General features: G+C 68.3%; 21 protein-coding genes. 11 read left to right on the top strand and 10 right to left on the bottom strand.

The annotated features are described in order from the left end of the window. Positions 1–108: 108 nt before the first annotated feature. From QMZ16_RS12300 to iolG, 5 genes are all read right to left on the bottom strand, one after another. Positions 109–885 carry an ATP-binding cassette domain-containing protein gene (locus QMZ16_RS12300; protein ID WP_282603494.1) on the bottom strand — a complete coding sequence of 259 codons (777 nt, stop codon included), beginning with the start codon at positions 883–885 and terminating at the stop codon, positions 109–111. A 1-nt stretch (position 886) separates the two neighbouring features. Continuing rightward, on the bottom strand, positions 887–1,993 hold the full coding sequence (locus QMZ16_RS12295) for an ABC transporter permease (RefSeq protein ID WP_022707026.1): 1,107 nt from the start codon (positions 1,991–1,993) through the stop codon (positions 887–889). A gap of 70 nt (positions 1,994–2,063) precedes the next feature. Further along, on the bottom strand, positions 2,064–2,987 hold the full coding sequence (locus QMZ16_RS12290; RefSeq protein ID WP_282603493.1) for a sugar ABC transporter substrate-binding protein: 924 nt from the start codon (positions 2,985–2,987) through the stop codon (positions 2,064–2,066). 87 nt (positions 2,988–3,074) lie between these two features. Next, complete coding sequence (locus QMZ16_RS12285; protein WP_282603492.1) at positions 3,075–3,887, bottom strand: sugar phosphate isomerase/epimerase family protein; 813 nt, start codon at positions 3,885–3,887, stop codon at positions 3,075–3,077. Continuing rightward, entirely contained in the window at positions 3,880–4,971 is a 1,092-nt protein-coding gene (iolG, locus tag QMZ16_RS12280; RefSeq protein WP_282603491.1) for an inositol 2-dehydrogenase, read from the bottom strand. The genes QMZ16_RS12285 and iolG overlap by 8 nt, the downstream gene beginning before the upstream one ends. A gap of 63 nt (positions 4,972–5,034) precedes the next feature. Here iolG and QMZ16_RS12275 point away from each other — a divergent pair, with 63 nt between their 5' ends. From QMZ16_RS12275 to QMZ16_RS12265, 3 genes are read left to right on the top strand one after another with little or no spacing between them, the layout of a single operon-like run. Next, positions 5,035–6,045, top strand: coding sequence for a LacI family DNA-binding transcriptional regulator (locus tag QMZ16_RS12275; protein ID WP_282603490.1), 1,011 nt, complete (start codon positions 5,035–5,037; stop codon positions 6,043–6,045). A gap of 41 nt (positions 6,046–6,086) precedes the next feature. After that, the gene (locus tag QMZ16_RS12270) at positions 6,087–7,322 is read left to right on the top strand and encodes a glutathionylspermidine synthase family protein (RefSeq protein ID WP_282603489.1); all 1,236 of its coding nucleotides are present in this window, start codon (positions 6,087–6,089) and stop codon (positions 7,320–7,322) included. Between the two features lie 19 nt (positions 7,323–7,341). Further along, positions 7,342–7,917: a DUF1190 domain-containing protein gene (locus tag QMZ16_RS12265; protein WP_022707032.1), complete on the top strand. Its 576-nt coding sequence runs from the start codon at positions 7,342–7,344 to the stop codon at positions 7,915–7,917. Here QMZ16_RS12265 and QMZ16_RS12260 read toward each other — a convergent pair whose 3' ends face one another. Continuing rightward, positions 7,918–8,937: a LacI family DNA-binding transcriptional regulator gene (locus QMZ16_RS12260; RefSeq protein ID WP_282603488.1), complete on the bottom strand. Its 1,020-nt coding sequence runs from the start codon at positions 8,935–8,937 to the stop codon at positions 7,918–7,920. 104 nt (positions 8,938–9,041) lie between these two features. On the opposite strand from QMZ16_RS12260, the gene QMZ16_RS12255 reads away from it, so the two are divergent. The 8 genes from QMZ16_RS12255 (at position 9,042) to QMZ16_RS12220 (ending at position 16,344) form a co-directional block, all read left to right on the top strand. Next, complete coding sequence (locus tag QMZ16_RS12255; RefSeq protein WP_282603487.1) at positions 9,042–9,569, top strand: gluconokinase; 528 nt, start codon at positions 9,042–9,044, stop codon at positions 9,567–9,569. Beyond that, entirely contained in the window at positions 9,566–10,585 is a 1,020-nt protein-coding gene (locus tag QMZ16_RS12250; protein WP_282603486.1) for a TRAP transporter substrate-binding protein, read from the top strand. The genes QMZ16_RS12255 and QMZ16_RS12250 overlap by 4 nt, the downstream gene beginning before the upstream one ends. A 57-nt stretch (positions 10,586–10,642) precedes the next feature. Next, complete coding sequence (locus tag QMZ16_RS12245) at positions 10,643–11,209, top strand: TRAP transporter small permease (protein WP_282603485.1); 567 nt, start codon at positions 10,643–10,645, stop codon at positions 11,207–11,209. After that, the gene (locus tag QMZ16_RS12240) at positions 11,209–12,525 is read left to right on the top strand and encodes a TRAP transporter large permease subunit (protein ID WP_022707037.1); all 1,317 of its coding nucleotides are present in this window, start codon (positions 11,209–11,211) and stop codon (positions 12,523–12,525) included. The genes QMZ16_RS12245 and QMZ16_RS12240 overlap by 1 nt, the downstream gene beginning before the upstream one ends. Before the next feature lie 123 nt (positions 12,526–12,648). Continuing rightward, the gene (locus QMZ16_RS12235) at positions 12,649–13,560 is read left to right on the top strand and encodes an ABC transporter substrate-binding protein (protein ID WP_282603484.1); all 912 of its coding nucleotides are present in this window, start codon (positions 12,649–12,651) and stop codon (positions 13,558–13,560) included. Then, positions 13,557–14,699, top strand: a complete 1,143-nt coding sequence (locus QMZ16_RS12230; protein WP_282603483.1) for an ABC transporter permease — start codon at positions 13,557–13,559, stop codon at positions 14,697–14,699. Before QMZ16_RS12235 ends, QMZ16_RS12230 begins: the two co-directional genes overlap by 4 nt. Next, positions 14,696–15,613: an ABC transporter ATP-binding protein gene (locus QMZ16_RS12225; protein WP_282603482.1), complete on the top strand. Its 918-nt coding sequence runs from the start codon at positions 14,696–14,698 to the stop codon at positions 15,611–15,613. The genes QMZ16_RS12230 and QMZ16_RS12225 overlap by 4 nt, the downstream gene beginning before the upstream one ends. After that, positions 15,610–16,344 (top strand): ABC transporter permease, encoded by a 735-nt coding sequence (locus QMZ16_RS12220; RefSeq protein WP_282603481.1) that lies wholly within the window; start codon positions 15,610–15,612, stop codon positions 16,342–16,344. Before QMZ16_RS12225 ends, QMZ16_RS12220 begins: the two co-directional genes overlap by 4 nt. On the opposite strand, the gene glgX is transcribed toward QMZ16_RS12220, so the two are convergent. Genes glgX through glgB form a run of 4 tightly spaced genes read right to left on the bottom strand, consistent with a single transcriptional unit; the run spans position 16,341 to position 23,338 of the window. Further along, on the bottom strand, positions 16,341–18,425 hold the full coding sequence (glgX, locus tag QMZ16_RS12215; protein ID WP_282603480.1) for a glycogen debranching protein GlgX: 2,085 nt from the start codon (positions 18,423–18,425) through the stop codon (positions 16,341–16,343). The genes QMZ16_RS12220 and glgX overlap by 4 nt on opposite strands. Then, complete coding sequence (glgA, locus tag QMZ16_RS12210) at positions 18,422–19,852, bottom strand: glycogen synthase GlgA (RefSeq protein ID WP_282603479.1); 1,431 nt, start codon at positions 19,850–19,852, stop codon at positions 18,422–18,424. Before glgA ends, glgX begins: the two co-directional genes overlap by 4 nt. Then, a complete protein-coding gene (glgC, locus tag QMZ16_RS12205) occupies positions 19,852–21,111 on the bottom strand; it encodes a glucose-1-phosphate adenylyltransferase (RefSeq protein WP_282603478.1) in 1,260 nt (419 codons plus the stop codon). The genes glgA and glgC overlap by 1 nt, the downstream gene beginning before the upstream one ends. A 37-nt stretch (positions 21,112–21,148) precedes the next feature. After that, positions 21,149–23,338 carry a 1,4-alpha-glucan branching protein GlgB gene (gene glgB, locus QMZ16_RS12200; protein WP_282603477.1) on the bottom strand — a complete coding sequence of 730 codons (2,190 nt, stop codon included), beginning with the start codon at positions 23,336–23,338 and terminating at the stop codon, positions 21,149–21,151. Between the last annotated feature and the right edge of the window lie 102 nt (positions 23,339–23,440).

Raw genomic sequence — 23,440 nt, 5'->3', positions numbered from 1 at the left:
ATGATGGGCATCCATCGACCGCCGACCCCGTGGGTCATCCGCCGGAACCAGGGGAGGTGCTGGCCCGCGGAATTGCCGGTCCCGGCCCCGGGCGGGGCCGGGCACCGATCAGATGGTGCCGCCCAGGCTGCCTTCCAGGGTCGCAAGCTCCTGCCCACCGGCCATCAGGTCCTGCAGCTCGGCGGCGTCGATCTCGCCCTTCATGGCGGTGCCCAGGGTCTGGCCGCGGTTCAGCACCGTGAATCGGTCGCCCACCGCCAGCGCGTGGCGGACGTTGTGGCTGATGAAGACCACGCCGACCCCCTGGCTGCGGACCCGCGCGATGGTCGCCAGCACGTTCGAGGTCTGGCGCACGCCAAGCGCGCTGGTCGGTTCGTCCAGGATCAGCACTTTGGCCCCGAAATAGACCGCCCGCGCGATGGCGACCGTCTGGCGTTCGCCGCCCGACAGGGTGCCGACCGCCTGGTCCGGTGCACGCAGGTTGATGCCCATCTTGCGCATCTCCTCCATGCAGATCGCGTTCGCGGCATCCAGGTCGAAGCGCTTGACGAAGCGGCCCTTCTTCGGCTCTCGGCCCATGAAGAAGTTGCGGGTGACCGACATCAGCGGGATCATCGCAAGATCCTGGAAGACGGTCGCGATGCCCGCCTCCATCGCGTCGCGGGGGCTGTCGAAGGACATCGGCTTGCCCTCGAAGCTGATGCTGCCCGCCGTCGGCTTGTGGACGCCCGACATGGTCTTGATGAAGGTCGACTTGCCCGCACCGTTGTCGCCCAGCAGGCAGTGGCATTCGCCGGGGCGCACGTCGAAGGTGACGCCGTTCAGGGCGATGACGTTGCCGAAGTGCTTCTTGATGCCTTCCATGTGGATGATGGGATCGGTCATGTCAGCGCTCCCCCGTCACGCGCTTGCGGATCGCGTTGTTGAAGACCACGGCCAGAAGCAGCATCGCCCCCAGGAAGACCTGGAACCAGTCCTGATCGAAGCCGGTATAGGTCAGCCCGATGGTGACCATGCCGAAGATGATCGCCCCGAAGAAGGCGCCGATGGCCGACCCGTAGCCGCCGGTCAGCAGGCAGCCCCCGATGACGGCCGCGATGATGGCCTCGAATTCCTTCATGAAGCCGCGGCGCGCGTCGGTCGATCCGGTGTCGATCACGGTGATGATGGCGACCAGGGCGGCCGCGCAGGCGGTCAGCATGAACAGCGAGATCTTGACCCGCCGGACCGGCACGCCCGAATTGCTGGCCGCGTTCTTGTCGCCGCCGGTGGCGAAGATCCAGTTGCCGGCGGGCGTGCGCAGCAGGATGAAGGTCGCGATCAGGGCCATGGCGATGAACCACAGGATCTCGACCGGGATGCCGGGGATGCTGGGGGCGCCGTTGCGCAGCGTGGGCACGATGCCCGCATCCGCCAGCCACACGAACAGCCAGCCGAACGCATCACCCGAGAACAGCGGCGTCAGCCAGTCGCCCTCGACCGCGTCGCGCACGCCGCGCAGCTGGGTCGAGCCGCCGGTGAACAGCTTCAGCCCGACCAGCGAGGCACCGCGCAGGATGAACAGGAAGGCCAGCGTCACGATAAAGCTGGGCAGGCCCGTCTTCAGCACGATGGCGCCGTTGACTGCGCCCATCGCGGCGGCAAAGCCCAGGGTTAGCGGGATCGCGAAGATCAGCGGCAGGCCCATGTTGACCACCAGCACGCCGAAGATCATGCCCGCGAAGGCCACCATCGAGCCGATGGACAGGTCGAACTCTCCGCCGATCATCAGCATGGCGGCGGCGATGCCCAGGATGCCCAGCTGCGCGGCGGGCGTCAGGAAGTTCATGACCCCGGCCAGCGTGAACATGGAACCGCTGGCGGTCACCATGAAGAAGATCGTCACAAGGATCACGCCGCCGATCGCGCCCAGCTCGGGCCGCTTCATCATGCGGGTCGTGAATGATTCGGACTTGATGCGCTCGTCCGTCTGCGCGGTGGCATCCACTGCCATGGGTTCTCCCCTCCCCTGCCCTTGGATCGTGGAGCGGGCGCGCCGGAACGCGCCCGCGGCTGTCACGTGATCAGCGAATGCCCTGTGCGGACAGTTCGATGACCTGTTCGGCGGCCTCCTGGGTGACCAGGTTCGGACCCGAAGGCACGTCGCCGCCCGGCACCAGGCCGTATTCGGCGTTCAGCGCCAGGAACGTCACCGGCAGGTAGCCCTGCAGGAACTGCTGCTGGTCGATGGCAAAGGCGGCCTTGCCGTCCACGATCGCCTGCAGGAAGCCCGCCGACAGATCGAAGCTGGCGACCAGCACGTCGTCGCGGCCCAGCATGTCGACGGCGGCCACCGCGGGCTCGCCCACCAGGCTGGCGCCGAGGCCCAGCACGGTGTCCACCTCGGGATCGGATTCAAGCGCGGCGCGGACCTTGGACTGGACCTCGGTCGGGTCGGCCATGGTCGGGATCACCTCGACCGGGTTGCCGAAGCCTTCCGCGAAGCCCTCGCAGCGCATGTCCAGAGCGACGTTGCCGACCTCCTGGTTGATGCAGACGCCCTTGGTGCCGCCCATCTCGGCCAGCTTCTCGCCCGCGGCCTTGCCGGCATCGAATTCCGACTGGCCGACATGCAGCAGCGCGCCCAGTTCCTCGGCCACGTCCGAACCCGAATTCATCGAGATGACCGGAATGCCCGCATCGACCGCACGCTGGATCGACGGCCCGAGCGCGTCCGCATCCGGGATCGAGACGACCAGCCCGTCCGGCTGCTGGTTCACGGCGGCGTCGATCAGCTGGCTCATGGCCACCATGTCGAACACCTCGGGCGAGCGGAAATCGACGGTCGCGCCGGTATCCTCGCCCGCCTTGGCGGCACCGTTCTTGACGACCGACCAGAAGGGATCGTTCGCCTGGCCATGCGCCACGACGATGATGTTCTGTGCCATTGCCGGGGCGGCGATGGTCATCAGTGCTGCAACGACAGCTGCGGTCTTCAGTTTCTTCATTCTTTCCTCCCTGGTTTCAGACTGCGCGAAGGGGACTCCTCAATCCCCTCCGGCGGGTTCAACCGCGCCCTGATGCGGGCGCGGATCTCAGCTGCCCATGGCCCTGATCGCCCGGACCGACCGGGCAAGCATGTCCTCGAGCGTATCACGGAAACCCTCGCCCTTGTCCGTGTTGAACGGATCGGGGCCGGGAGCCGCGGGTTCGATGATGACCGGACCGGCATAGCCGATGGCATCCAGCGCGGCGAATTGCGCGGCGAAGTCGGTATGACCGTCGCCCAGCCCGCCCCGGTTGGAATCGGCCGCATGGTACAGCCCGATCCGGTCGCCCCCGGCACGCAGCGCGGCGGCGGGATCGGCCTCTTCGATGTTCATGTGATAGGCGTCGGGCAGCAGCGTCAGGTTGTCCGCGCCGACACGGTCCAGCAGCGCCAGACCTTCGGCGACGGTGCGGACCTGGTGGCTTTCATAGCGATTCAGGATCTCGAAGACGACGGGCAGGCCCGCATCCGCGGCCCAGCCGCAGATCTTGCGGACGCTGTCGTCCAGCAGCGCATCCTCGGCCGCCTGGTCGGCGACGGGGCGGATGCGCTGGACAAGGCCGTGGCAGCTGATGCGCGGCTGGTGGCCAAGCGCGACCGCCCAGTCCATCAGCTTGCGATAATAGTCCAGCGCCTCGGCGCGGATGGCCTCGTCGGGATGGCTGATATCGGCGTCGCCCGGCGTGATCGAGAAGATCCGAAGCCCCGCGTCGCGGAAGATCCGGCCCGCCTCGGCAGGGTCCAGCGACAGGTCGCCATGCAGCTCGACCCCGTCCATGCCCGCGCGGCTGACGCGGGCGGCGATTGCGGTCAGGTCCTCGTTGCCGAAGATCCAGGTGCAGCAGCCGGTATCACGCATTGCCGCCGCCCAGCATCTCGGGGGTGATCTCGACCGGCTGACCGGTGGCCTGCGACCGGGTCGCAGCCTCGGCGCAGGCAAGGGCCGCGACGCCGTCGCGCAGGGTCGCGGGCATCTCGGTGCCGTTGTCCAGCGCCTCGACGAAGGCGTTCCACTCGATCTCGTAGGCGCGCATGTAGCGTTCCAGGAAGAAATAGACCGGCTTGGCCGATGCGGCACCCGCGGTCGTGATCTTCTCGACCGTGTTCTCCAGCACGTTGCGCGCCGACAGCAGCCCGTCCGAGCCCAGAAGCTCGATCCGCTGGTCGTAGCCGTAGCCCGCGCGGCGCGAGTTCTTGATGACGGCGATGCGCCCATCGTCCCAGGTCATGGTGACGGCGGCGGTATCGACATCGCCCGCGGCGCCGATCTCGGGATCGACGATCGACGACCCGACGGCGGTGACGCGGCGCGGCGCGCCCCCGAACAGCCAGCAGGCGATGTCGAAATCGTGGATCATCATGTCGCGGAACAGGCCGCCCGACACCTTGATGTAGCTGACCGGCGGCGGGGCCGGATCGAACGAGGTGATGGACAGCAGTTCGCCCTTGCCGATCTCGCCCGCGGCGAAGGCGGCCTTGAGCGCGGCGAAGTTCGGATCGAAGCGGCGGTTGAAGCCGATCATCACCGGCTTGCCCGTCGCCTCGGCGCGGTCCAGCGCCTGCAACGCGCGCTCCAGCGACAGGTCGACCGGCTTCTCGCACAGAACGGCCTTGCCGGCGGCGGTCGCACGCTCGATCAGGTCGGAATGCGTGTCGGTCGAGGTCGCGACCAGCACCGCGTCGATCGACGGATCGGCGATGATGTCATCGACGCTGCGGGCCTCGGCACCGATCTGGGCCGCAAGGGCCTCGGCCGCGGCATGGTTCACGTCGGCAATGGCCACGACCTTGCTGGCCTTGGTCGCCGTCATGGATTTGGCATGGACCTGGCCGATACGGCCAGCCCCAAGAAGCGCCACCTTCAGCATCCTGCACTCCCCCCTCGAATCACTTGCAGAACTATCTCCTGACGTAACGTCGCACGTCTTTGCACGCGCGTGCAATCATTTTCTGCACGCGCGTGCAAATCGCTTTGCCACAAGGCCTCGGCAGGATAAGGTCGGCACATGGAAGACATTCGGGACAATGACGGCGCGGTCACCGCGGACGATGTCGCGGCGGCGGCAGGCGTGTCGCGCTGGACGGTGGCGCGCGCGTTCAAGAAGGACGCATCCATCTCTCGCAAGACGCGGGACAGGGTGCTGGAGGCGGCGGATACGCTTGGCTACGTGCCGGACCTGTCGGCGGCATCGCTGGCATCGGACCGGTCGAACCTGGTGGCGCTGCTGACCAACGATTTCAACAACCCCCACAAGCTGGTCCTGCTGGAACGCCTGACGCGCATGCTGTGGGGGCGCGGCTGGGGCACGCTGCTGGTGCACATGTCCGAAAGCGAGGATGCGTCGGCCGCGCTGATGGCGGCCAGCCAGCGCCGCGTGGATGCCGCCGTGGTGATCGGCACGCGATACGACGACACCCTGCTGGAGACCGCCCTTGGCGCACGGCGCGTGAAGAAGCTGGTGATCTTCGCCCGCTACAGCCAGAATCCGAACACGCTGACCCTTGCCTGCGACGATGAGCTGGCCATGCGCGACATCGCGGACCACCTGCTGGACAAGGGCTATCGCAGGCCGGTCTTCCTGGCCGGTCCCGACACGCAATCGGCCAAGCTGCTGCGCAAGCCGACCTTCACCTCGTACTGGCAGCAGCGGACCGGAACCGAGGTGCCTGCGATCCATGCCGACGCCTATGCCTTCGACCCCGCGATCGACCGCGTCTGCGCCATGCTGTCCGAGGCCCCTGCCGAAACCCGCCCCGATGTCCTGGTCTGCGAGAACGACATCCTCGCCATCGGCGCGATGGACGCGATCAGGTACCGGCTGGGCCTGCGGGTCCCGCAGGACATCGCGGTGACGGGGTTCGACGACATCCCGCTCTGTGCCTCGCCGGCCTACGGGCTGACGACCTATCGCCAGCCCATCACGCAACTGGCCGAGAAGCTGCTGGACGTGCTGGAGGGCACCCAGACCGAGAACGTGTTCCTGCCGGGCCGCTTCGTCGCACGCGAATCGACCTGAATGCTCTGGCCCTCGGGGCGGGCGGCGCTTATGTCTTGGCCATGCAAAAGCTTGACCTGCCCGAACGCCCCGACCTTGCACGCATCGCCGACGAGGCGGGCTTCACCTTCGCCAGCATGCATGGCGAACCCTACTGGGACGAGACCAGCGCCTATCGCCTGACGCTGGACCAGGTCGAGAACGACATCGAGGACCCCGCGACCGAGCTGCACGCCATGACGCGCGAGGCCGTGGCCCGCATCGTGACCGACCACAAGCTGATGGCGCAGATGGGCATCCCCGAGAACCGGATGGACCTGGTCGCAGACAGCTGGAACCGCTCCGAGCCCGAGCTCTATGGCCGGATGGACCTGGCCTATGACGGGACCGGGCCTGCCAAGCTGCTGGAATACAACGCCGACACGCCGACCTCGCTGTACGAGAGCGCGGCGTTCCAGTGGCAGTGGCTGGAAGATCAGCTGGCGGCGGGGCACCTGCCGCAGGGCGCCGACCAGTTCAACGGCATCCACGAGGCGCTGGTCGAACGGCTGCGCGACCTGTTCCCCGAAGGCACCGACCTGCATTTCACCGGCGCCCCCGACAACCCCGAGGATTACGCCACGGTCGAACAGATGGGCTGGGCCGCGCGCGAGGCGGGCTTGGGCGCGCATTACCTCGACCTGGACAAGGTGGGCGTCAGCAAGGGCGGGCAGTTCGTGGACGACCAGGACCGCGTGATCGGCACGCTGTTCAAGCTGTACCCCTGGGAAGACCTGCTGCGCGACGATTACGCCCGCCACATCAAGGGCGCGGGCTGCCTGTTCATCGAACCCGCATGGAAGGCGGTCGTGTCGAACAAGGGGCTGCTGCCGGTCCTGTGGCAGATGTTCCCCGGCCATCCGAACCTGCTGCCCGCCTTCTTTGCCGATGACGTGGCCGATGCGCTGGTCGCGGGCGGACGCCCCGCGCCGCATGTCGCCCGCGCCTTTGACGCGGTGGCGGGCGATTTCGCACGCGCCCACGTGGTCAAGCCGATCTTCTCCCGCGAGGGGGCGGGCGTCGGCATCGTCGAGGACGGCACCGTGACCGAAGCCTCGCAGAACCGCGAATACGACGATCATCCCCGCATCGTGCAGGGCTATGCCCCCCTGCCCGAATTCGGCGGCTTCCGGCCCGTGATCGGCGCCTGGATCGTGGGCGAGACCTGCGTGGGCATGGGCATCCGCGAGGATGCCAGCCGCATCACCCAGGACCTGTCGCGCTTCAAGCCGCATTTCATCGCCGACCCCGCGGCATAGGGCGGCAAAGGAGGAGAGCATGAGAAAACGTTCGAGAACCGTCGCGCTGACCATCCTCGGCGCAGCAGCCTTCACCGTCGCGGGCTGCCGCGACGAACAGGTCGAGGCCCAGGCCTATCCCGATCTTGCCAGCTGCCAGCAGGCCGCCGCGAATGGCGGGCTGTTCACCGCCGACCAATGCGACCAGGCCTTCGCCGAGGCCGAGGAGCTGCATGTCGAATCCGCGCCGCGATATGACAGCCTTGCCGTGTGCGAGGAACAGCATGGCGAAGGCAATTGCGGGTCCGAGGCGCAGCAGAACGCGGGCGGCGGGGGCAGCATCTTCATGCCGCTTCTGGCAGGCTATCTGATCGGGAACATGCTGGGCGGCGCGGGTCGCGGGATGGCGGCGTCTCAGCCCATGTACAACAACGGCCAGGGCGGCTTCACCAACGCCTCGCGGACGACGAATTTCGGATCGAACGCGGGCCGCGCCACGATGGCCAGCCAGCAGTTCACCCGCCCCGCCGCGACCGCCGGCAAGGCGCCGATGACGCGGGCGACGGCCACGTCGCGCGGCGGCTTCGGCAGCGGCACGCGCAGCTTCGGCGGCTGATCAGCCCCCGCGGCGCGTGCTGTCGCGGGTCATCAGCCTGAACCCCAGGTCCAGCGCATAGCCGCGCGGCTGGCCGCGACCCTCCAGCCGGTCGCGGATCAGCCCGATCGCATCGCGCCCCATGCGCAGCCGGTCCACCGCGACCGAGGTGACCGAAGGCTCGGCCGCGGACATCATCTCGAGGTCGTTGAAGCCGCAGATGCCCAGGTCCTGCGGCACGCGGATGTTGCGGCGGCGCGCCTCGAACAGCACGCCAAGCGCGATGTCGTCATTGTTGCACAGCACCGCATCCGTGCGCGGGCTGCGCGACAGCAGGTCCGCGAACAGCCGGCACCCCAGGCTGACCGAGGACGGCTCGGGCGTGGTCACGACCGGATCGTCGGTGCCGATCCCGGCCTCGGCCAGGCAGTCGCGGAACGCCTGCAGGCGCTGCTGGCTGCGCGGGTCCATCTGCGCGCCCAGGAAGGCCGGCGCCCGATAGCCCTGCGCCAGCAGATGCGCCGCCCCCGCGCGCGAGGCCTCGTAGTGCGACAGGCCCACCGCCATGTCGATCGGCGCGGGCCCGACCTCCATCAACTGCACGACGGGGCATTCCGCGGCGATCAGCGCGGCGCGGGCGGCGGGCGACTGGTCGTGACCGGCCACGATCAGGCCCGCGGGCCGCTGCGACAGGAAGACCCGGATCAGCTCCTCCTCGGTCAGGGGGGAATACCGGGTATTGCCCATCTGGACGCTCAGCGCGCTGCCCTCGAGCGCGTCGTAGATCCCGCGCGTCACATCCGCGAAGACGTTGTTGCTGACCGACGGGATGATCACCCCGATCACATCCGTCCGCCCGGACGCCAGCGCCCGCGCGGCAGGGTTCGGGACATAGCCCAGTTCGCGAATCGCCTGGTCGATCCTGGCGCGGGCTTCGGGGGACACCTTGGCCGGATCGCGCAGCGCACGCGACACCGTGATAGGGCTAACACGGGCCTGGGCGGCAACCTCTGACAGCGTGATCTTGCGCGATTTTTCCATGATTTGGCAAACTAGCGCCAGTTGCGGGAAAGGAAAGCCTCTTGACGTATGACAGCGCTGTCATCAGTATCGCAAGTCAATTCGAAGGGGGGAGGGATACCGGCATGAGCGCACGGCCCGTTCTGGTCATGGGCATCTGCGGCGTCGGCAAGACGACCGTGGCGCAAGGCATCGCGGACCGCATCGGCGGCACCTATGTCGAGGCCGACCTGTTCCATGACGATACCAGCGTCGCCCATATGCGGGCGGGCAAGCCCCTGACCGACGACATGCGGTGGGGCTGGCTGGACCGGCTGGGCGCGGCGATCGCGGCCGAACCGGGCCGTGCCGTGCTGGCGTGTTCGGCCCTTGGCCGCGCGCATCGCGACCGGCTGCGCGCCGGGGCGGGCCCCCTCGACATCGTGTTCCTGCATGGCGACCGCGCCCTGATCGAGGCGCGGATGTCGGCGCGGCAGGGGCATTACATGCCCACCAGCCTGATCGACAGCCAGCTTGCCGCATTGCAGCCCCCCTCGCCCGAGGACGAGGGCGCGCTGTGGATCGACGTCGCCATGACGCCCGACGCGATCATCGACACCGCCGCCAAGGCGCTTGGCGCGGACAAGGTTTCAACCGGAGGAGAACCGAAATGACCAACATGACCCGTGGCCTTCTGGCCGCCACCGCGGCCATCGCGCTGGCAGCCCCCGCCTTCGCGGCGGATTACAGCTTCCGCTTCCAGTCCTCGGACCCGGCGGGCAACCCGAACTTCGTCCTGCACCAGAGCTGGGCCGAAGAGGTGACCGAGCTGACCGACGGCCGCGTCGAGATCGAGCTGCTGCCCGTCGAATCCATCGTCGCCCACAACGAGACGCAGGACGCGGTCGCGACCGGCATCCTGGACGGCCACATCACCGACCTGTCCTATTTCTCGGGCAAGGACCCGGCATTCGGCCTGATGGGCAACCCCGTCGGCGCATGGTCCGACCCCGAGCAGATGCTGGACTTCATCGAGAACGGCGGCGGCGGCGAGCTGCTGAACGAGATCATGAACCCCTATGGCCTGCATTTCGTGGGCGCCATCACGCCGGGCCTCGAGGCGCTGGTCAGCGCGGTGCCGATGGACGGCGTGGACGACCTCAAGGGCGTCAAGATCCGCGCCCCCGAGGGGCTGGTGCAGAACGTGTTCGCCGCCGCGGGCGCATCGCCCGTGAACCTGCCCGGCTCCGAGGTCTTCACCTCGCTGGACAAGAAGGTGATCGAGGCCGCCGACTATACCGTCTTCTCGACCAACCAGGCGCAGGGCCTGAACGACATCGCGCCGCATCCGGTCTATCCGGGCTTCCACTCGATGCCGCTGGTCGAGATCTCGATGAACAAGGCCAAGTGGGACGCCATGCCCGCCGATCTGCAGGACATCCTGACCCAGTCGGTGCAGGACTATGCCCGCCGCCTGATCCAGTCGCTGGCCGAAGCCGACGAGGCCGCCGTGGCCGAGGCCGAGGCAAGCGGCGAGATCACCATCCACGACTGGTCGGACGAGGAACGCGCCAAGTTCCGCGGCATCGCGCAGGGCGAATGGGAAAAGGTCGCAAGCCAGTCCCCCGCCGCGCAGCGCGTCTATGACACGCTGACCACCTATCTGAACGACAAGGGTCTGATTCAGTAACAACCCGAAGCGGGCCGGAGCGATGTCCGGCCCCTTCCCTCCGGGAGGATTCTTCTGATGGCCGAACATGACACCGTGCCCGACGCGGCACCGGTCGAGGAACATGTGGCAATTCCGCAGGCGGGCCGTCTGGGCCGCTGGATCGACCGGCTGGCGCTGCTGCCCGCGATGGGCCTGGTGGTGGCCATGCTGATCCTGATCCAGGAGGTCGTGCTGCGCTACGTCTTCGGGCGCCCGACGATCTGGGCCCACGAGACGACCGTGTTCCTCTGCGCGATTTCCTTCGTCTATGGCGGCATCCTGTGCACGGCACGCGACCGCCATATCCGCGTGGTGCTGGTCTACGACCTGCTGCCGCCGGCCGCCCGCCGCGTGGCGGACATCCTGATCTCGGCCGTCTGCGCGGCCGCATCCGCAGCCTTCGCATGGGCCGCCTGGCAGATGGTCCAGCGCGCCGCATGGCGCCCCGATGGCAGCTTCCATCTGGAAACCTCGGGCAGCGCGTGGAACCCGGCATTTCCGGGCATGCTCAAGGTGCTGCTGATGCTGGCGCTTGGCGTGATGGCCGTCCAATTCCTGATCCTGACCGTGAACTATGCGCGCGGCACCAAGGGGGCCCGCTGATGGAGTTCTTCGGTTCGCTTTCATCCATGGGCATCGAGACGGGGACGCTGGTCCTGTTCGCGATGCTGCTGGGTCTTCTGGTCACGGGCATCCCGCTGGCCTTCGTCACGCTGCTGGTCACGCTGGTCTTCGCCCTGGGCTGGTTCGGGCCGATGGTGGTCCCGCTGATCACCAGCCGCGTCTATTCCTTCGTCAGCAGCTTCGTCTTCGTGTCGGTGCCGATGTTCGTGCTGATGGCCGCGATCCTGGATCGCAGCGGCATCGCCCGCGACCTGTTCGAGGCCATGCGCCTGATCGGCGGCCGCATCCGCGGCGGCGTGGCGGTGCAGACCATCTTCGTGGCCGTCATCCTGGCCGCCATGTCCGGCATCATCGGCGGCGAGGTCGTGCTGCTTGGCCTGATCGCGCTGCCGCAGATGCTGGCGCAGGGCTATGACCGCAAGCTGGCCATCGGCGTCGTCTGCGCGGGCGGCAGCCTGGGGACCATGGTGCCGCCCTCGATCGTGCTGATCATCTATGGCCTGACGGCCAACGTCTCGATCGGAGAGCTGTTCACCGCGGCCTTCGTGCCGGGCTTCATGCTGGCGCTGCTGTATGTGGGCTATGTGCTGGCGCGGGCCTTCCTGACGCCGGGCGCCGTGCCCCCCGCCGTCACCGACCCCGTCCCCACCTCTGAAAAGATCCGCCTGCTCAAGGGCCTGTTCCTGCCGATCCTGGTGGTCGTGATGGTTCTCGGCTCGATCTACGGCGGGATCGCATCGGTGACCGAGGCCAGCGCCGTCGGCGTGGCGGGCGTGCTGCTGTCCACCATCCTGCGCGGTGAATTCAGCTGGGGCCTGCTGAGGGGCGCGGCCATGCAGACGCTGCAGACCGTCGGCATGATCGTCTGGATCGGCATCGGCGCATCCGCGCTGGTCGGCGTCTTCAACTTGATGGGCGGGATCAACTTCGTGTCGGACCTGATCACCGGGATCAGCGACAACCCGACCATCATCATCCTGTTCATGATGGCGATCCTGTTCGTGCTGGGGATGTTCCTCGACTGGGTGGGGATCGCGCTGCTGACCATGCCGATCTTCGTGCCCATCGTGGTCGAGCTGGGCTACGACCCGGTCTGGTTCGGGGTGCTGTTCGCGATGAACATGCAGGTCAGCTTCCTGTCGCCACCCTTCGGGCCCGCCGCGTTCTACCTGAAATCGGTCACGCCACCCGACATCTCGTTGGGAGAGATCTTCCGCGCCCTGCTGCCCTTCATCGGGCTTCAGATCATCGCGGTCGCGCTGCTGATCCTCTTCCCGCAGATCGCGGTCTACTGAGCCTTCGGGGCCGGGGTGCAACACCCCGGCCCTTTTTCGTTGCGCCCGGGGGAACCCGCGACGACGGTCGGGGCTTGGACCATGAATTCACCCCCGGACCCACGCGCGACAAGGACCACCCCCATGCCCGCACGCACGACCGCATTCGCCGCCGCCCTCATGATGCTTGCAGGCGCCTCTGCCGCGCAGGACATCCGCGTCTCGTCCAAGATCGACACCGAGGGGGGGCTTCTGGGCAACATGATCCTGCTGGCCCTGTCCGAGGCGGGCATGCCCGTCCAGGACCGCCTGCAGCTGGGCGGCACGCCCATCCTGCGCGATGCGATCACCTCGGGGCAGGTCGACATCTATCCCGAATACACCGCGAACGGCGCCTTCTTCTTCAACGAGGCCGACAGCGAGGTCTGGAAGGACGCGCAGGCGGGCTATGACCGCGTGGCCCAGCTTGACCTCGAACAGAACGACATCACCTGGCTGACGCCCTCGCCCGCGAACAACACCTGGGCGATCGCGCTGCGGCAGGACGTGGCGGATGAAAACGACCTGGCCACCATGAGCGGCTTCGGCGAATGGATCGCGGCGGGCGGCAACGTCAAGCTGGCCGCCTCGACCGAGTTCGTGACCTCGGCCGCGGCGCTGCCCGCCTTCCAGACGACCTATGGCTTCCAGATGCGCCCCGACCAGCTGGTGCAGCTGTCGGGCGGCGACACCGCCGCCACCATCGCCGCCGCAGCACAGCAGACATCGGGGGTGAACGCGGCGATGGTCTATGGCACCGATGGCGGGATCGCCCCGGCAGGGCTGGTCGTGATGGAGGACGACAAGGGCGTGCAGCCCGTCTATCAGCCCGCCCCCATCGTCCGCACCGAGGTCCTGACCGCCTATCCCGAGATCGGGACCGTGCTCGAGCCGATCTTCCGCTCGCTCGACCTGGAAACCCTGCAGGAGCTGAACGGCCGCATCCAGATCGGAGGAGAGCCGGCAGCCACGGTCGCGCGCGACTATCTGACGGCGCAGGGCTTCATCGCGGGATGATCCCGCGGATCGACCGACCGGGCATCCTGTTCGCGGCGATCGGCGGGGCCGGGCTGGCCCTGCCGCTGGTGCAGTTCAAGGCCAACCGTATCGTCGCGGGCGAGGGGCTGACCCTGCCCACAGCCCTGCCCCTTGGCTGGGTCGCGACGGTCGTGATCGCGGCGGCGCTGGCGGCGGGGCTGATCCTGCGCGCGCCTTGGCTGCGGCTGGGCGCTGCCATTCTGGGACTGGGGGCCACCGTGTGGGCGCTTGGCGGGGCCGCGACCGCGCTGACGCCACCCGATGACACGCTGGCACGCGTCGCCCCAGCTTCGGGCTTCTGGCTGATGATGCTGGCCCTGTCGCTGATGACGGCGGATGCGCTGACGCGCCTGCGCCCGCCGCTGGCGCTGCGCTGGCTGCTGCTGGGCGCGGCCATCGCCGCCGTCGCGGGGGTGCTGTCCTCGGGGATGCTGGACGGGATCTCGGTCATGCGCGAATACGCCGCGCGGCAGGACATGTTCCTGCGCGAGGCGACCGCGCACCTGGTCCTGGCCTTCGGATCGCTGGCGCTGGCCCTGCTGGCGGGGCTGCCCGTGGGCATCGCGATCCACCAGCGCGCCGCGTGGCGCGGGCCGGTCCTGTCGGCGCTGAACGTGATGCAGACCATCCCGTCGCTGGCGCTGTTCGGCATCATGATCCCGATCTTCGGCTGGATCGCCGCCACATGGCCCGCCGCCGCCGCAGCGGGCGTATCGGGGATCGGCATCTTTCCGGCGCTGGTCGCGCTGTTTCTCTATTCGTTGCTGCCGGTCGTGGCCAACACCCTGACCGGGCTGAGCGCGGTCGACCCCGCCGCGACCGAGGCCGCGCGCGGGCTGGGCATGACCCGCCCGCAGGTGATGACCCGCGTGCTGGTCCCGCTGGCCCTGCCCGTGCTGCTGGCCGCCATCCGCATCGTACTGGTCCAGAATATCGGCCTTGCGGTGATCGCGGGGCTGATCGGCGGAGGCGGCTTCGGCACCTTCGTCTTTCAGGGGCTGAACCAGACCGCGATGGACCTCGTGCTGCTGGGCGCGCTGCCCACCATCGCGCTGGCACTGGTCGCGGGCATCGCGATGGACCTGACCGTCGAGGCAAGCCGCAAGGGGGCCGCATGATCCGGATCGAGAACCTTTCGCGCAGCTTCGACGGCAAGCCCGCCGTGCAGGACGTGTCCCTGACCGTGGAACGCGGCCAGATCGCCGCGCTTGTCGGCACCTCGGGGTCGGGCAAGACCACGCTGCTGCGCATGATCAACCGCCTGGTCGAGCCGAGCGCGGGGCGCGTGCTGATCGACGGGCAGGACAGCCGCGACATGCCCGCCCACCTGCTGCGCCGCCGCATCGGCTATGCCATCCAGGGGCACGGTCTGTTCCCGCATCGCAGCGTGGCGCAGAACATCGCCACCGTTCCGCGCCTGCTGCGATGGGACAAGGCCCGCATCCGCGCCCGCGTGGACGAATTGCTGGGCCTGTTCGGGATGGAGCCCGCCGATTTCCGCGACCGCATGCCCTCGCAGCTGTCGGGCGGGCAGCAGCAGCGCGTGGGTGTCGCCCGCGCCCTTGCCGCCAGGCCCGACCTGCTGCTGATGGACGAACCCTTCGGCGCGCTGGATCCGGTGATCCGCGCCAAGGCGCAGGCGGATCTGCGCCAGATCCAGCGCCAATTGGGCACGACGCTGGTCCTGGTCACCCATGACATGGACGAGGCGATCACCCTTGGCGACCGCATCGCCGTGATGGATGCCGGTCGGCTGGTCCAGTACGACACGCCTGCGCAGATCCTGACCGCACCCGCGACGCCCTTCGTGCGCGACCTGACCGGCAGCGGCCAGCGCGCCTTCCAGTTGCTGTCGCTGACCCCCGTGGCCGATCTGCGCCGCCCGGGCGAGGCTTTGGGCACCCCGATCGCCCCCGACGCCACCCTGCGCGATGCGCTGTCGGAATGCCTGACCTCGGGGCGCGAGACCCTGCCGGTCGCGGGCGGCGGCATCGTCACGCTGGCCGCGATCCGCGGGGCGGCGGCGGAATGACGGGCCGCGCGATCCTTGCGGTGGCGGCTGCGGCGCTGCTGGCCTTCCTGGCCAGCCCTGCCAGCTTCGCGCCGGTCTTCGCGCCCTTCACCCGCAACGGCGCGCCCGCGATCTATACCCAGACGCCGATCCTGTCGCTGACCCTGTCGCACCTGGCGCTGGTGGCCGCTGCCGTCGCGGTCTCGACCGTGGTGGCGCTGGCGCTGGCTATCGCGGTCACGCGCCCCGCGGGTCGCGAGTTCCTGCCGCTGGCCCGCACGATCACGGCGGTCGGCCAGACCTTTCCACCCGTCGCGGTGCTGGCGCTTGCGGTGCCGATCATGGGCTTCGGCGCGGGGCCGACGCTGATCGCGCTGTTCCTCTATGGGTTGCTGCCCGTGTTCGAGAACGCGCTGGCGGGCCTGACCGGCCTGCCCCGCAGCGTGACCGAGGCCGCGCGCGGCATGGGCCTGACCCCGCGCCAGCGCCTGTGGCAGGTCGAGCTGCCGCTGGCGCTGCCCGTCATCCTGACCGGCATGCGGCTGACGGCGGTCATATCGCTTGGCACCGCGACGATCGGATCGACCGTCGCCGCCCGCACCTTGGGCGAGGTGATCATCGCGGGCCTGCTGTCATCGAACACGGCCTTCGTGCTGCAGGGCGGCGCGGTGGTGGGCGTCATGGCGGTCCTGATCCACGCGGGCTTCCAGTCCGTCGAACGGCTTGCCGCCACCCGCGCGGGCCGCGCCTAGTCCCGGGGCTGAAGCGTGAAGGCCACGATGCTTTCGGCGGCGATCACTTCCAGGTCCGATGCGGGCCGGTCGATGTCGTGGATGGCCGCACTGTCCAGCTGCCGCCGCCACGCGCCGCGCCGCGCGGTCACCGGCAGGCGGACGCGGGCCTCGGGGCCGTTGTTAAACACCAGGAAGACCGCGCCGGGCAGCGCCGCGTAATCGGGCGTCCCCGAGGCCATGCGCATCTCGGCGGTCAGCAGGCGCAGATCGGGGTCGGACCAGTCGTCATGCGTCATCGGATGCCCGTCGGCACGACGCCAGAACAGGTCGGGCAGCCCGTCCTGTTCGCGCGGCCGGCTGTGCAGGAACCGCTTCTGCCGCAGGATCGGATGCGCCCGCCGGAAGGCCGCGACGCGCTGCACGAAGGCCAGGAACACCGGGTCCGCACCCTCCCAGTCGATCCAGCCGATGGGATTGTCCTGCGCATAGGCGTTGTTGTTGCCGCCCTGCGAATTGCCCAGTTCGTCCCCGCCCAGGATCATCGGCGTCCCCTGCGACAGCAGCAGCGTCGCGATCAGGTTGCGCCGCCTGCGGTCGCGCCGCGCGCGGATCTCGGGGTCGTCCGTCGGCCCCTCGACCCCCATGTTGTCCGAGATGTTGTGATTGTGCCCGTCGCGATTCTCCTCGCCATTGGCGTCGTTGTGCTTGTGGTCGTAGCTGACGGTATCCATCAGCGTGAAGCCGTCATGCGCCGACACGAAGTTGATCGAGGAGGTCGCGGGCCGCCCGTCATGGTCGAAGCGCACCGCCGATCCCGCGATCCGCTTGGCCAGCTTGCCGATCATGCCCTGATCGCCCCGCCAGAAGGCGCGGATCTGGTCGCGATACCTGTCGTTCCATTCCGTGAACGGCGCGGGATAGGCCCCCAGCTGATAGCCCCCCGGCCCCACATCCCACGGCTCGGCGATCAGCTTGACGCGGTTCAGGACCGGATCCTGACGGATCGCGCGGAAGAACGGCCCGTCGCGGTCGAAGGTACCGCGCGTGCGGCCCAGCACGCTGCACAGATCGAAGCGGAACCCGTCCACATGCATGACCTCGACCCAGTATCGCAGGCTGTCCATGACCAGCCGCAACGCAAAGGGATTGTCCAGGTCCAGCACGTTGCCGGTGCCCGCATCGTCCACATAGTACCGCGGATCCTCGGCCAGCCGGTAATAGGACGCGTTGTCCAGCCCGCGGAAGGACAGGGTCGGCCCCATCTGGTTCCCCTCGGCGGTGTGGTTGTAGACCACGTCCAGGATCACCTCGATGCCCGCCTTGTGGAACCGCGCGACCATCTGCTGGAATTCCGCGATGTCGTTCGATTGCATGTAGCGCGGCTCGGGCGCGAAGAAACCGTGGGACATGTAGCCCCAGTAGTTCCGCAGCCCCTTTTCCAGAAGGAAGCGGTCGTCGTTGAAGGCATGGACGGGCAGCAGCTCGATCGCGGTGACCCCCAGGCGGTTCAGATGCTCCAGCACCGGGTCCGAGGCCATCGCCAGATAGGTGCCGCGCAGGGGCACATCCTCGCGGGCGGCGGTCAGGCCCTTCACATGGGCCTCGTAGATCAGGGTGTCGGACCAGCTGTGATCGGGCGCGCGGTCCTCGCCCCAGGCGAAGCTGGGATCGACCACGACGGATTTCGGCATGTATTGCGCGCTGTCGCGCCGGTCGAAGGAGAGGTCCGCGTCGCGATGCCCCACGCGATAGGCACAAAGCGCGTCATGCGGGCGCGGGCTGCCCGTCAGCTGCTTGGCATAGGGGTCGATCAGCAGCTTGTTGGCGTTGAAGCGGTGACCCTCCTGCGGGCGCCACGGGCCGTGGACACGGAAGCCATAGCGCTGCCCGGGCCGCAGCCCGGGGATGTAGCCGTGCCAGACATGGCCCTCGCGCTCGGGCAGGTCGATGCGGGTCTCGCGGCCGCGCCTGTCGAACAGGCACAGCGTCACGCGTTCGCCATGCTGGCTGAATACGGCGAAGTTGACCCCCGCCCCGTCGAATGTGGCCCCCAGGGGCGTCGGACGCCCGGCGGTGATCGTCGCGTAATCCCTGCTCATCCGGTCGTGGCACCCAGTTCTGCATAGAGCGCGGCATAGGCGCGCGCGGATTCCTCCCAGCCGACGGGCTGGGCCATGGCGTTGCGCTGGATGCGGGCCCAGACCTTCTTCTGCCGCCACAGCGCGCCCAGCCGCATCAACGCGCCCGACAGCGCATCCGCCGTGACCGGCGCGAACTGGATCCCCGTCGCCGCCCGGACCGCCAGCGCGGCGGGGGACGCGTTGATGACCGTATCGGCCAGCCCGCCGGTCAGCGCCACCACGGGCACCGTGCCGTATCGCAGGGCATACATCTGGGTCAGGCCGCAAGGCTCGAACCGCGACGGCACGAGGATCGCGTCGCCCCCCGCCATCATCCGGTGCGACAGCGCCTCGTCATAGCCGATGCGGATCGCCACGTCGGGATCATGCGCCGCCAGATCGCGGAACGCGGATTCCAGCGCGGGATCGCCCGATCCCAGCAGGGCCAGCTGCCCCCCGATCGCCCGCAGCGCCGGCAGGGCCTCCAGCACCAGGTCCAGCCCCTTCTGGTCGGTCATGCGGGACACGATGACGCAAAGCGGGCCGTCGGATTCCGGCAGGCCCATCTCGGCGCGCAGGGCCGTGCGGTTCGCCGGCTTGCCCGCAGCGGTGGAATAGGGCGCGATGGTCGGGTCGGTGGCAGGGTTCCAGGCATCGGTGTCGATGCCGTTCAGGATGCCCCGCAGATCGGCCCGGCGTTGGCGGATCAGCCCGTCCATGCCCATCCCGAATTCCGGCGTCGTCAGCTCCTCGGCATAGGTCGGGGAGACGGTCGTCAGCACGTCCGCCCCGATCAGCCCGGCCTTCAGCGCCGAGATCCGGCCCCAGTACTCGTACCCCTCGCTGTGGAAACGCGCGGGGTCCAGGCGAAGCGAATCCAGCCGCATCGGGTCGGCGGGCCCGCTGAAGGCGATGTTGTGGATGGTCATGACCGTGCGGACCTGGGGCGCGTCCATCCGGCGCAGGTATTCGACCATGAAGCCCGCCTGCCAGTCGTGCCCGTGCAGCACCTGCGGGTGCCAGCCCTCGGCCCCGTCGGCCGCGATCTGCGCCGCAACCCATGACAGCGCGGCAAAGCGTTCGGGATTGTCCGGCCAGTCGCGCCCGTCCGGCCCCAGATAGGGGCTGCCCGGACGCTGGAACAGGTGGGGCGCATCGACGACCAGCAGGTCCAGCCCCGCGGCCATGCCCGCCAGCACCCGCGCCGGTCCGCCGAACAGGTCGTCGATCGACAGCACCGCCCGCGCATCGGCCAGCGCGCCCGTCACCGCCGGATAGCCCGGCAGCAGCACCCGCATCTGCACCCCCTGCCCCGCCAGCGCGGCAGGCAGCGCGCCCACCACGTCGGCAAGCCCGCCCGTCTTGACCAGCGGCGCGCATTCCGAGGCGACCGACAGGACGCGCATCACAGCGACGCCGCCCGCTTGTCCAGCATCTCCTGCGTGATCAGCGTCACGCCCTTCTCGCTGACGCGGAACCATTCGGCGTCGTCCTTCGGATCCTCGCCCACGACCAGCCCCTCGGGGATGACGACGCCGCGGTCGATCACCACGTTGCGCAGGCGCGCGCTGCGATGCACCGTGACCGAGGGCAGCACGACCGCGTTCTCCAGGATGGCATAGCTGTTGGTCCTGACCCCCGTGAACAGGACCGAGTTGCGGATCTCGGTCCCGGAAATGATGCAGCCGCCCGACACCATCGACGACACCGCGATGCCGCGGCGGTCCTTCTCGTCATGGATGAACTTGGCGGGGGGGACGACCTCGGAATAGGTCCAGATCGGCCACTCGTTGTCCCACAGGTTCAGTTCGGGCGTGAAGTCGGTCAGGTCGATATTCGCGCGCCAGAAGGCATCCACGGTGCCCACGTCCTTCCAGTAGGCGGGCGCGCCCGCATCCCTGACGCAGGACGTGTCGAAGCGATGCGCCATCGCCTTGCCGTTGCGCACGATGTCAGGGATCAGATCGTGTCCGAAATCATGGCTGGACGACGCGTCCTCGGCATCCTTCAGCAGCAGGTCGCGCAGGAATTTCCAGTTGAAGACATAGATCCCCATCGAGGCCAGCGACTTGGTCGGATCGTCGGGCATCCCGGGCGGATCGGCTGGCTTTTCCAGGAAGGACACGATGCGCCCCGTCGCATCGACATCCATGACGCCGAAGGCGCTCGCCTCCTCTCTCGGGACGGTCAGGCAGCCGACGGTCACGTCTGCGCCGCTGTCCACATGCTCTCGCAGCATGATCTCGTAATCCATCTTGTAGATGTGGTCGCCCGCAAGGATCACGATGTAGTCGACGCCGTAATCGTCCACGATGTCGATGTTCTGGGTCACCGCGTCGGCGGTGCCGCGATACCAGTGCTGTTCGGACATGCGCTGGCTGGCGGGCAGGATGTCCAGGAACTCGTTCCGTTCGGCGCGGAAGAAGTTCCAGCCCCGCTGGCAGTGGCGGATCAGGCTGTGCGCCTTGTACTGGGTGGCGACCGCGATCTTGCGGATGCCGCTGTTCATCGCGTTCGACAGGGCGAAGTCGATGATGCGTGCCTTGCCCCCGAAATAGACGGCGGGCTTCACGCGCCTGTCCGTCAGTTCCTTCAGCCGGCTGCCCCGTCCCCCCGCCAGGACGAATGCCATCGATCTGCGTGCAAGTCTCTGGTTCTCGGCCATGTCGTTCCTCCCCCAATGTCGCCCGGACGGGCGACGGTCAATCGCCCGCCACGAAGAAGATCGTGGCAAGCGGCGGCAGCGTGATCGAGATCGACGCATCCATGCCGTGGCACGGAATGTCGTCTGCCCCGGTCCCGCCCATGTTGCCGGCACCGCTGCCGCCATAGGCGGCGGCGTCGGTATTCAGAACCTCGTGCCAGCGGCCCCCGCGGGGCACCCCGATGCGGAAATCGTGGCGCGGCACGGGCGTCATGTTGGACACCACCACCACCGGCGGATCGCCCGCATCGCCGAAGCGCGCCCATGCCATCACCGATTGCGCGGGATCGTTGGCGATCCAGCGGAACCCCTCGGGCAGGGCGTCGGCCACGTGCAGCGACGGCTGTGCGCGATAGAGCGCGTTCAGATCGCGCACCAGCGCCTGCACGCCCCGGTGCATCGGCTGTTCGGCGGCGTGCCAGTTCAGCTCGCCATCGTGGTTCCATTCCTCGGGCTGGCCCCATTCGCAGCCCATGAACAGCAGCTTCTTGCCCGGATGGCCCCACATGAAGCCGTAATAGGCGCGCAGGTTCGCGAATTGCTGCCATTCGTCGCCCGGCATCTTGCGCAGCATGCTGCCCTTGCCGTGGACGACCTCGTCATGGCTGATCGGCAGGATGAAGTTCTCCGAGAAGGCATAGTGCAGCCCGAAGGTCATCAGGTGGTGGTGATGGCTGCGATGGACCGGATCATGCGCCATGTAGCGCAGCGTGTCGTTCATCCAGCCCATGTTCCACTTGAACCCGAAGCCCAGCCCCCCCGCATCGACCGGCGCCGAGACCTGCGGGAAGGACGTGCTTTCCTCGGCCACGGTCATGATGCCGGGATGTTCGCCATAGGCGGCGACGTTCATGTTCTTCAGGAACTCGATCGCCTCGTAGTTCTCGCGGCCGCCGTCGCGGTTGGGCACCCATTCCCCGTCCCGGCGCGAATAGTCGCGATAGAGCATCGAGGCGACCGCATCCACGCGCAGCCCGTCCACGTGGTATTCGTCCAGCCAGTAGATCGCGTTGGCGATCAGGAAGTTCTGCACCTCGGTCCGGCCATAGTTGTAGATCAGCGTGTTCCAGTCCTGGTGGAACCCCTCGCGCGGGTCGGCATGTTCATAGAGCGCGGTGCCGTCGAACTGCGCCAGCCCGTGCGCGTCGGTCGGGAAATGCCCCGGCACCCAGTCGAGGATGACCCCCAGCCCCGCCTGGTGCGCGGCCTCGACCAGGTCGCGGAATTCATGCGGCGGCCCGAAGCGGATCGTCGGCGCATAGAGGCCCACGGGCTGATAGCCCCAGGAACCGTCGAAGGGAAACTCGCTGACGGGCAGCAGCTCCAGATGGGTGAAGCCCATGTCCCTGGCATATCCGACCAGGTCGCGGGCCAGCTCCTTGTAGGACAGCGGCCTGCCGTGATCGTCCCACCGCCTGCGCCAGCTGCCCAGATGCACCTCGTAGATGCTGACGGGCGCGCGGCGGTCATGGGCAGCCGCGCGGTCGCGCATCCAGTCGCCGTCCTTCCAGCCGAAGCCCGACAGGTCGCGGACGATGCTGGCCTTTTCGGGGGGGTGCTGGCTGCCGAAGCCCACGGGGTCGGCCTTCTGGCGCACGGCGCCATGCGCGTTCAGGATCTCGTACTTGTACAGCTCTCCCTCGGACAGGTCGGGCAGGAAGATCTCCCATATGCCCTGGCCCAGGCGGCGCATGGGATGGCGGCGCCCGTCCCACCGGTTGAACTGCCCCACGACCGAGACCCTGCGCGCATTCGGCGCCCAGACCGCAAAGCGCGTGCCGCGCACGCCCTCATGCGTGACCACATGCGCGCCCAGGGCGTGCCACAGCCGCCGATGCGTCCCCTCGGCCAGCAGGTGCAGGTCCAGATCGCCCAGCATCGGCCCGAAGCGATAGGGGTCCTCGAACTCCCATTCGACGCCGCCCCCGCTGGTGGCCCGCAGCCGATAGGGGCCGTCGGGGACCGGGCCCGCGAAGACATCGCCCGCGACGCGCGGCAGATCGACCGCGCTGCCATCGGCCATCACCGCGCGCAGCGATGCAAGATCGGGATGGAACACGGTCAGCATCCGGCCCGCCTGCGTCATATGCGGACCCAGCACGTCGAAGGGTCGGTCGCAGCATGCGGCGGCAAGGGCATCGATATCGGCCATGCTCGGCCATTCGGTCGCTGCCATCGGATCTGCCATCGCTGCCCGTCCTTTCGCTGTCCGGCGCGGATTCGCCGCCCGGCCGTTCACCCAACGCTAATGTGTCCTTTTCGATCCTGCCAGAGTCATGCATGACTTCGG

The sequence above is a fragment of the Paracoccus sp. PARArs4 genome, assembly GCF_947311865.1.
Lineage (GTDB): Bacteria > Pseudomonadota > Alphaproteobacteria > Rhodobacterales > Rhodobacteraceae > Paracoccus > Paracoccus zeaxanthinifaciens.
Note: the sequence above shows the minus strand (reverse complement) of the source record. Positions and strands in the feature narration are given on the sequence as shown.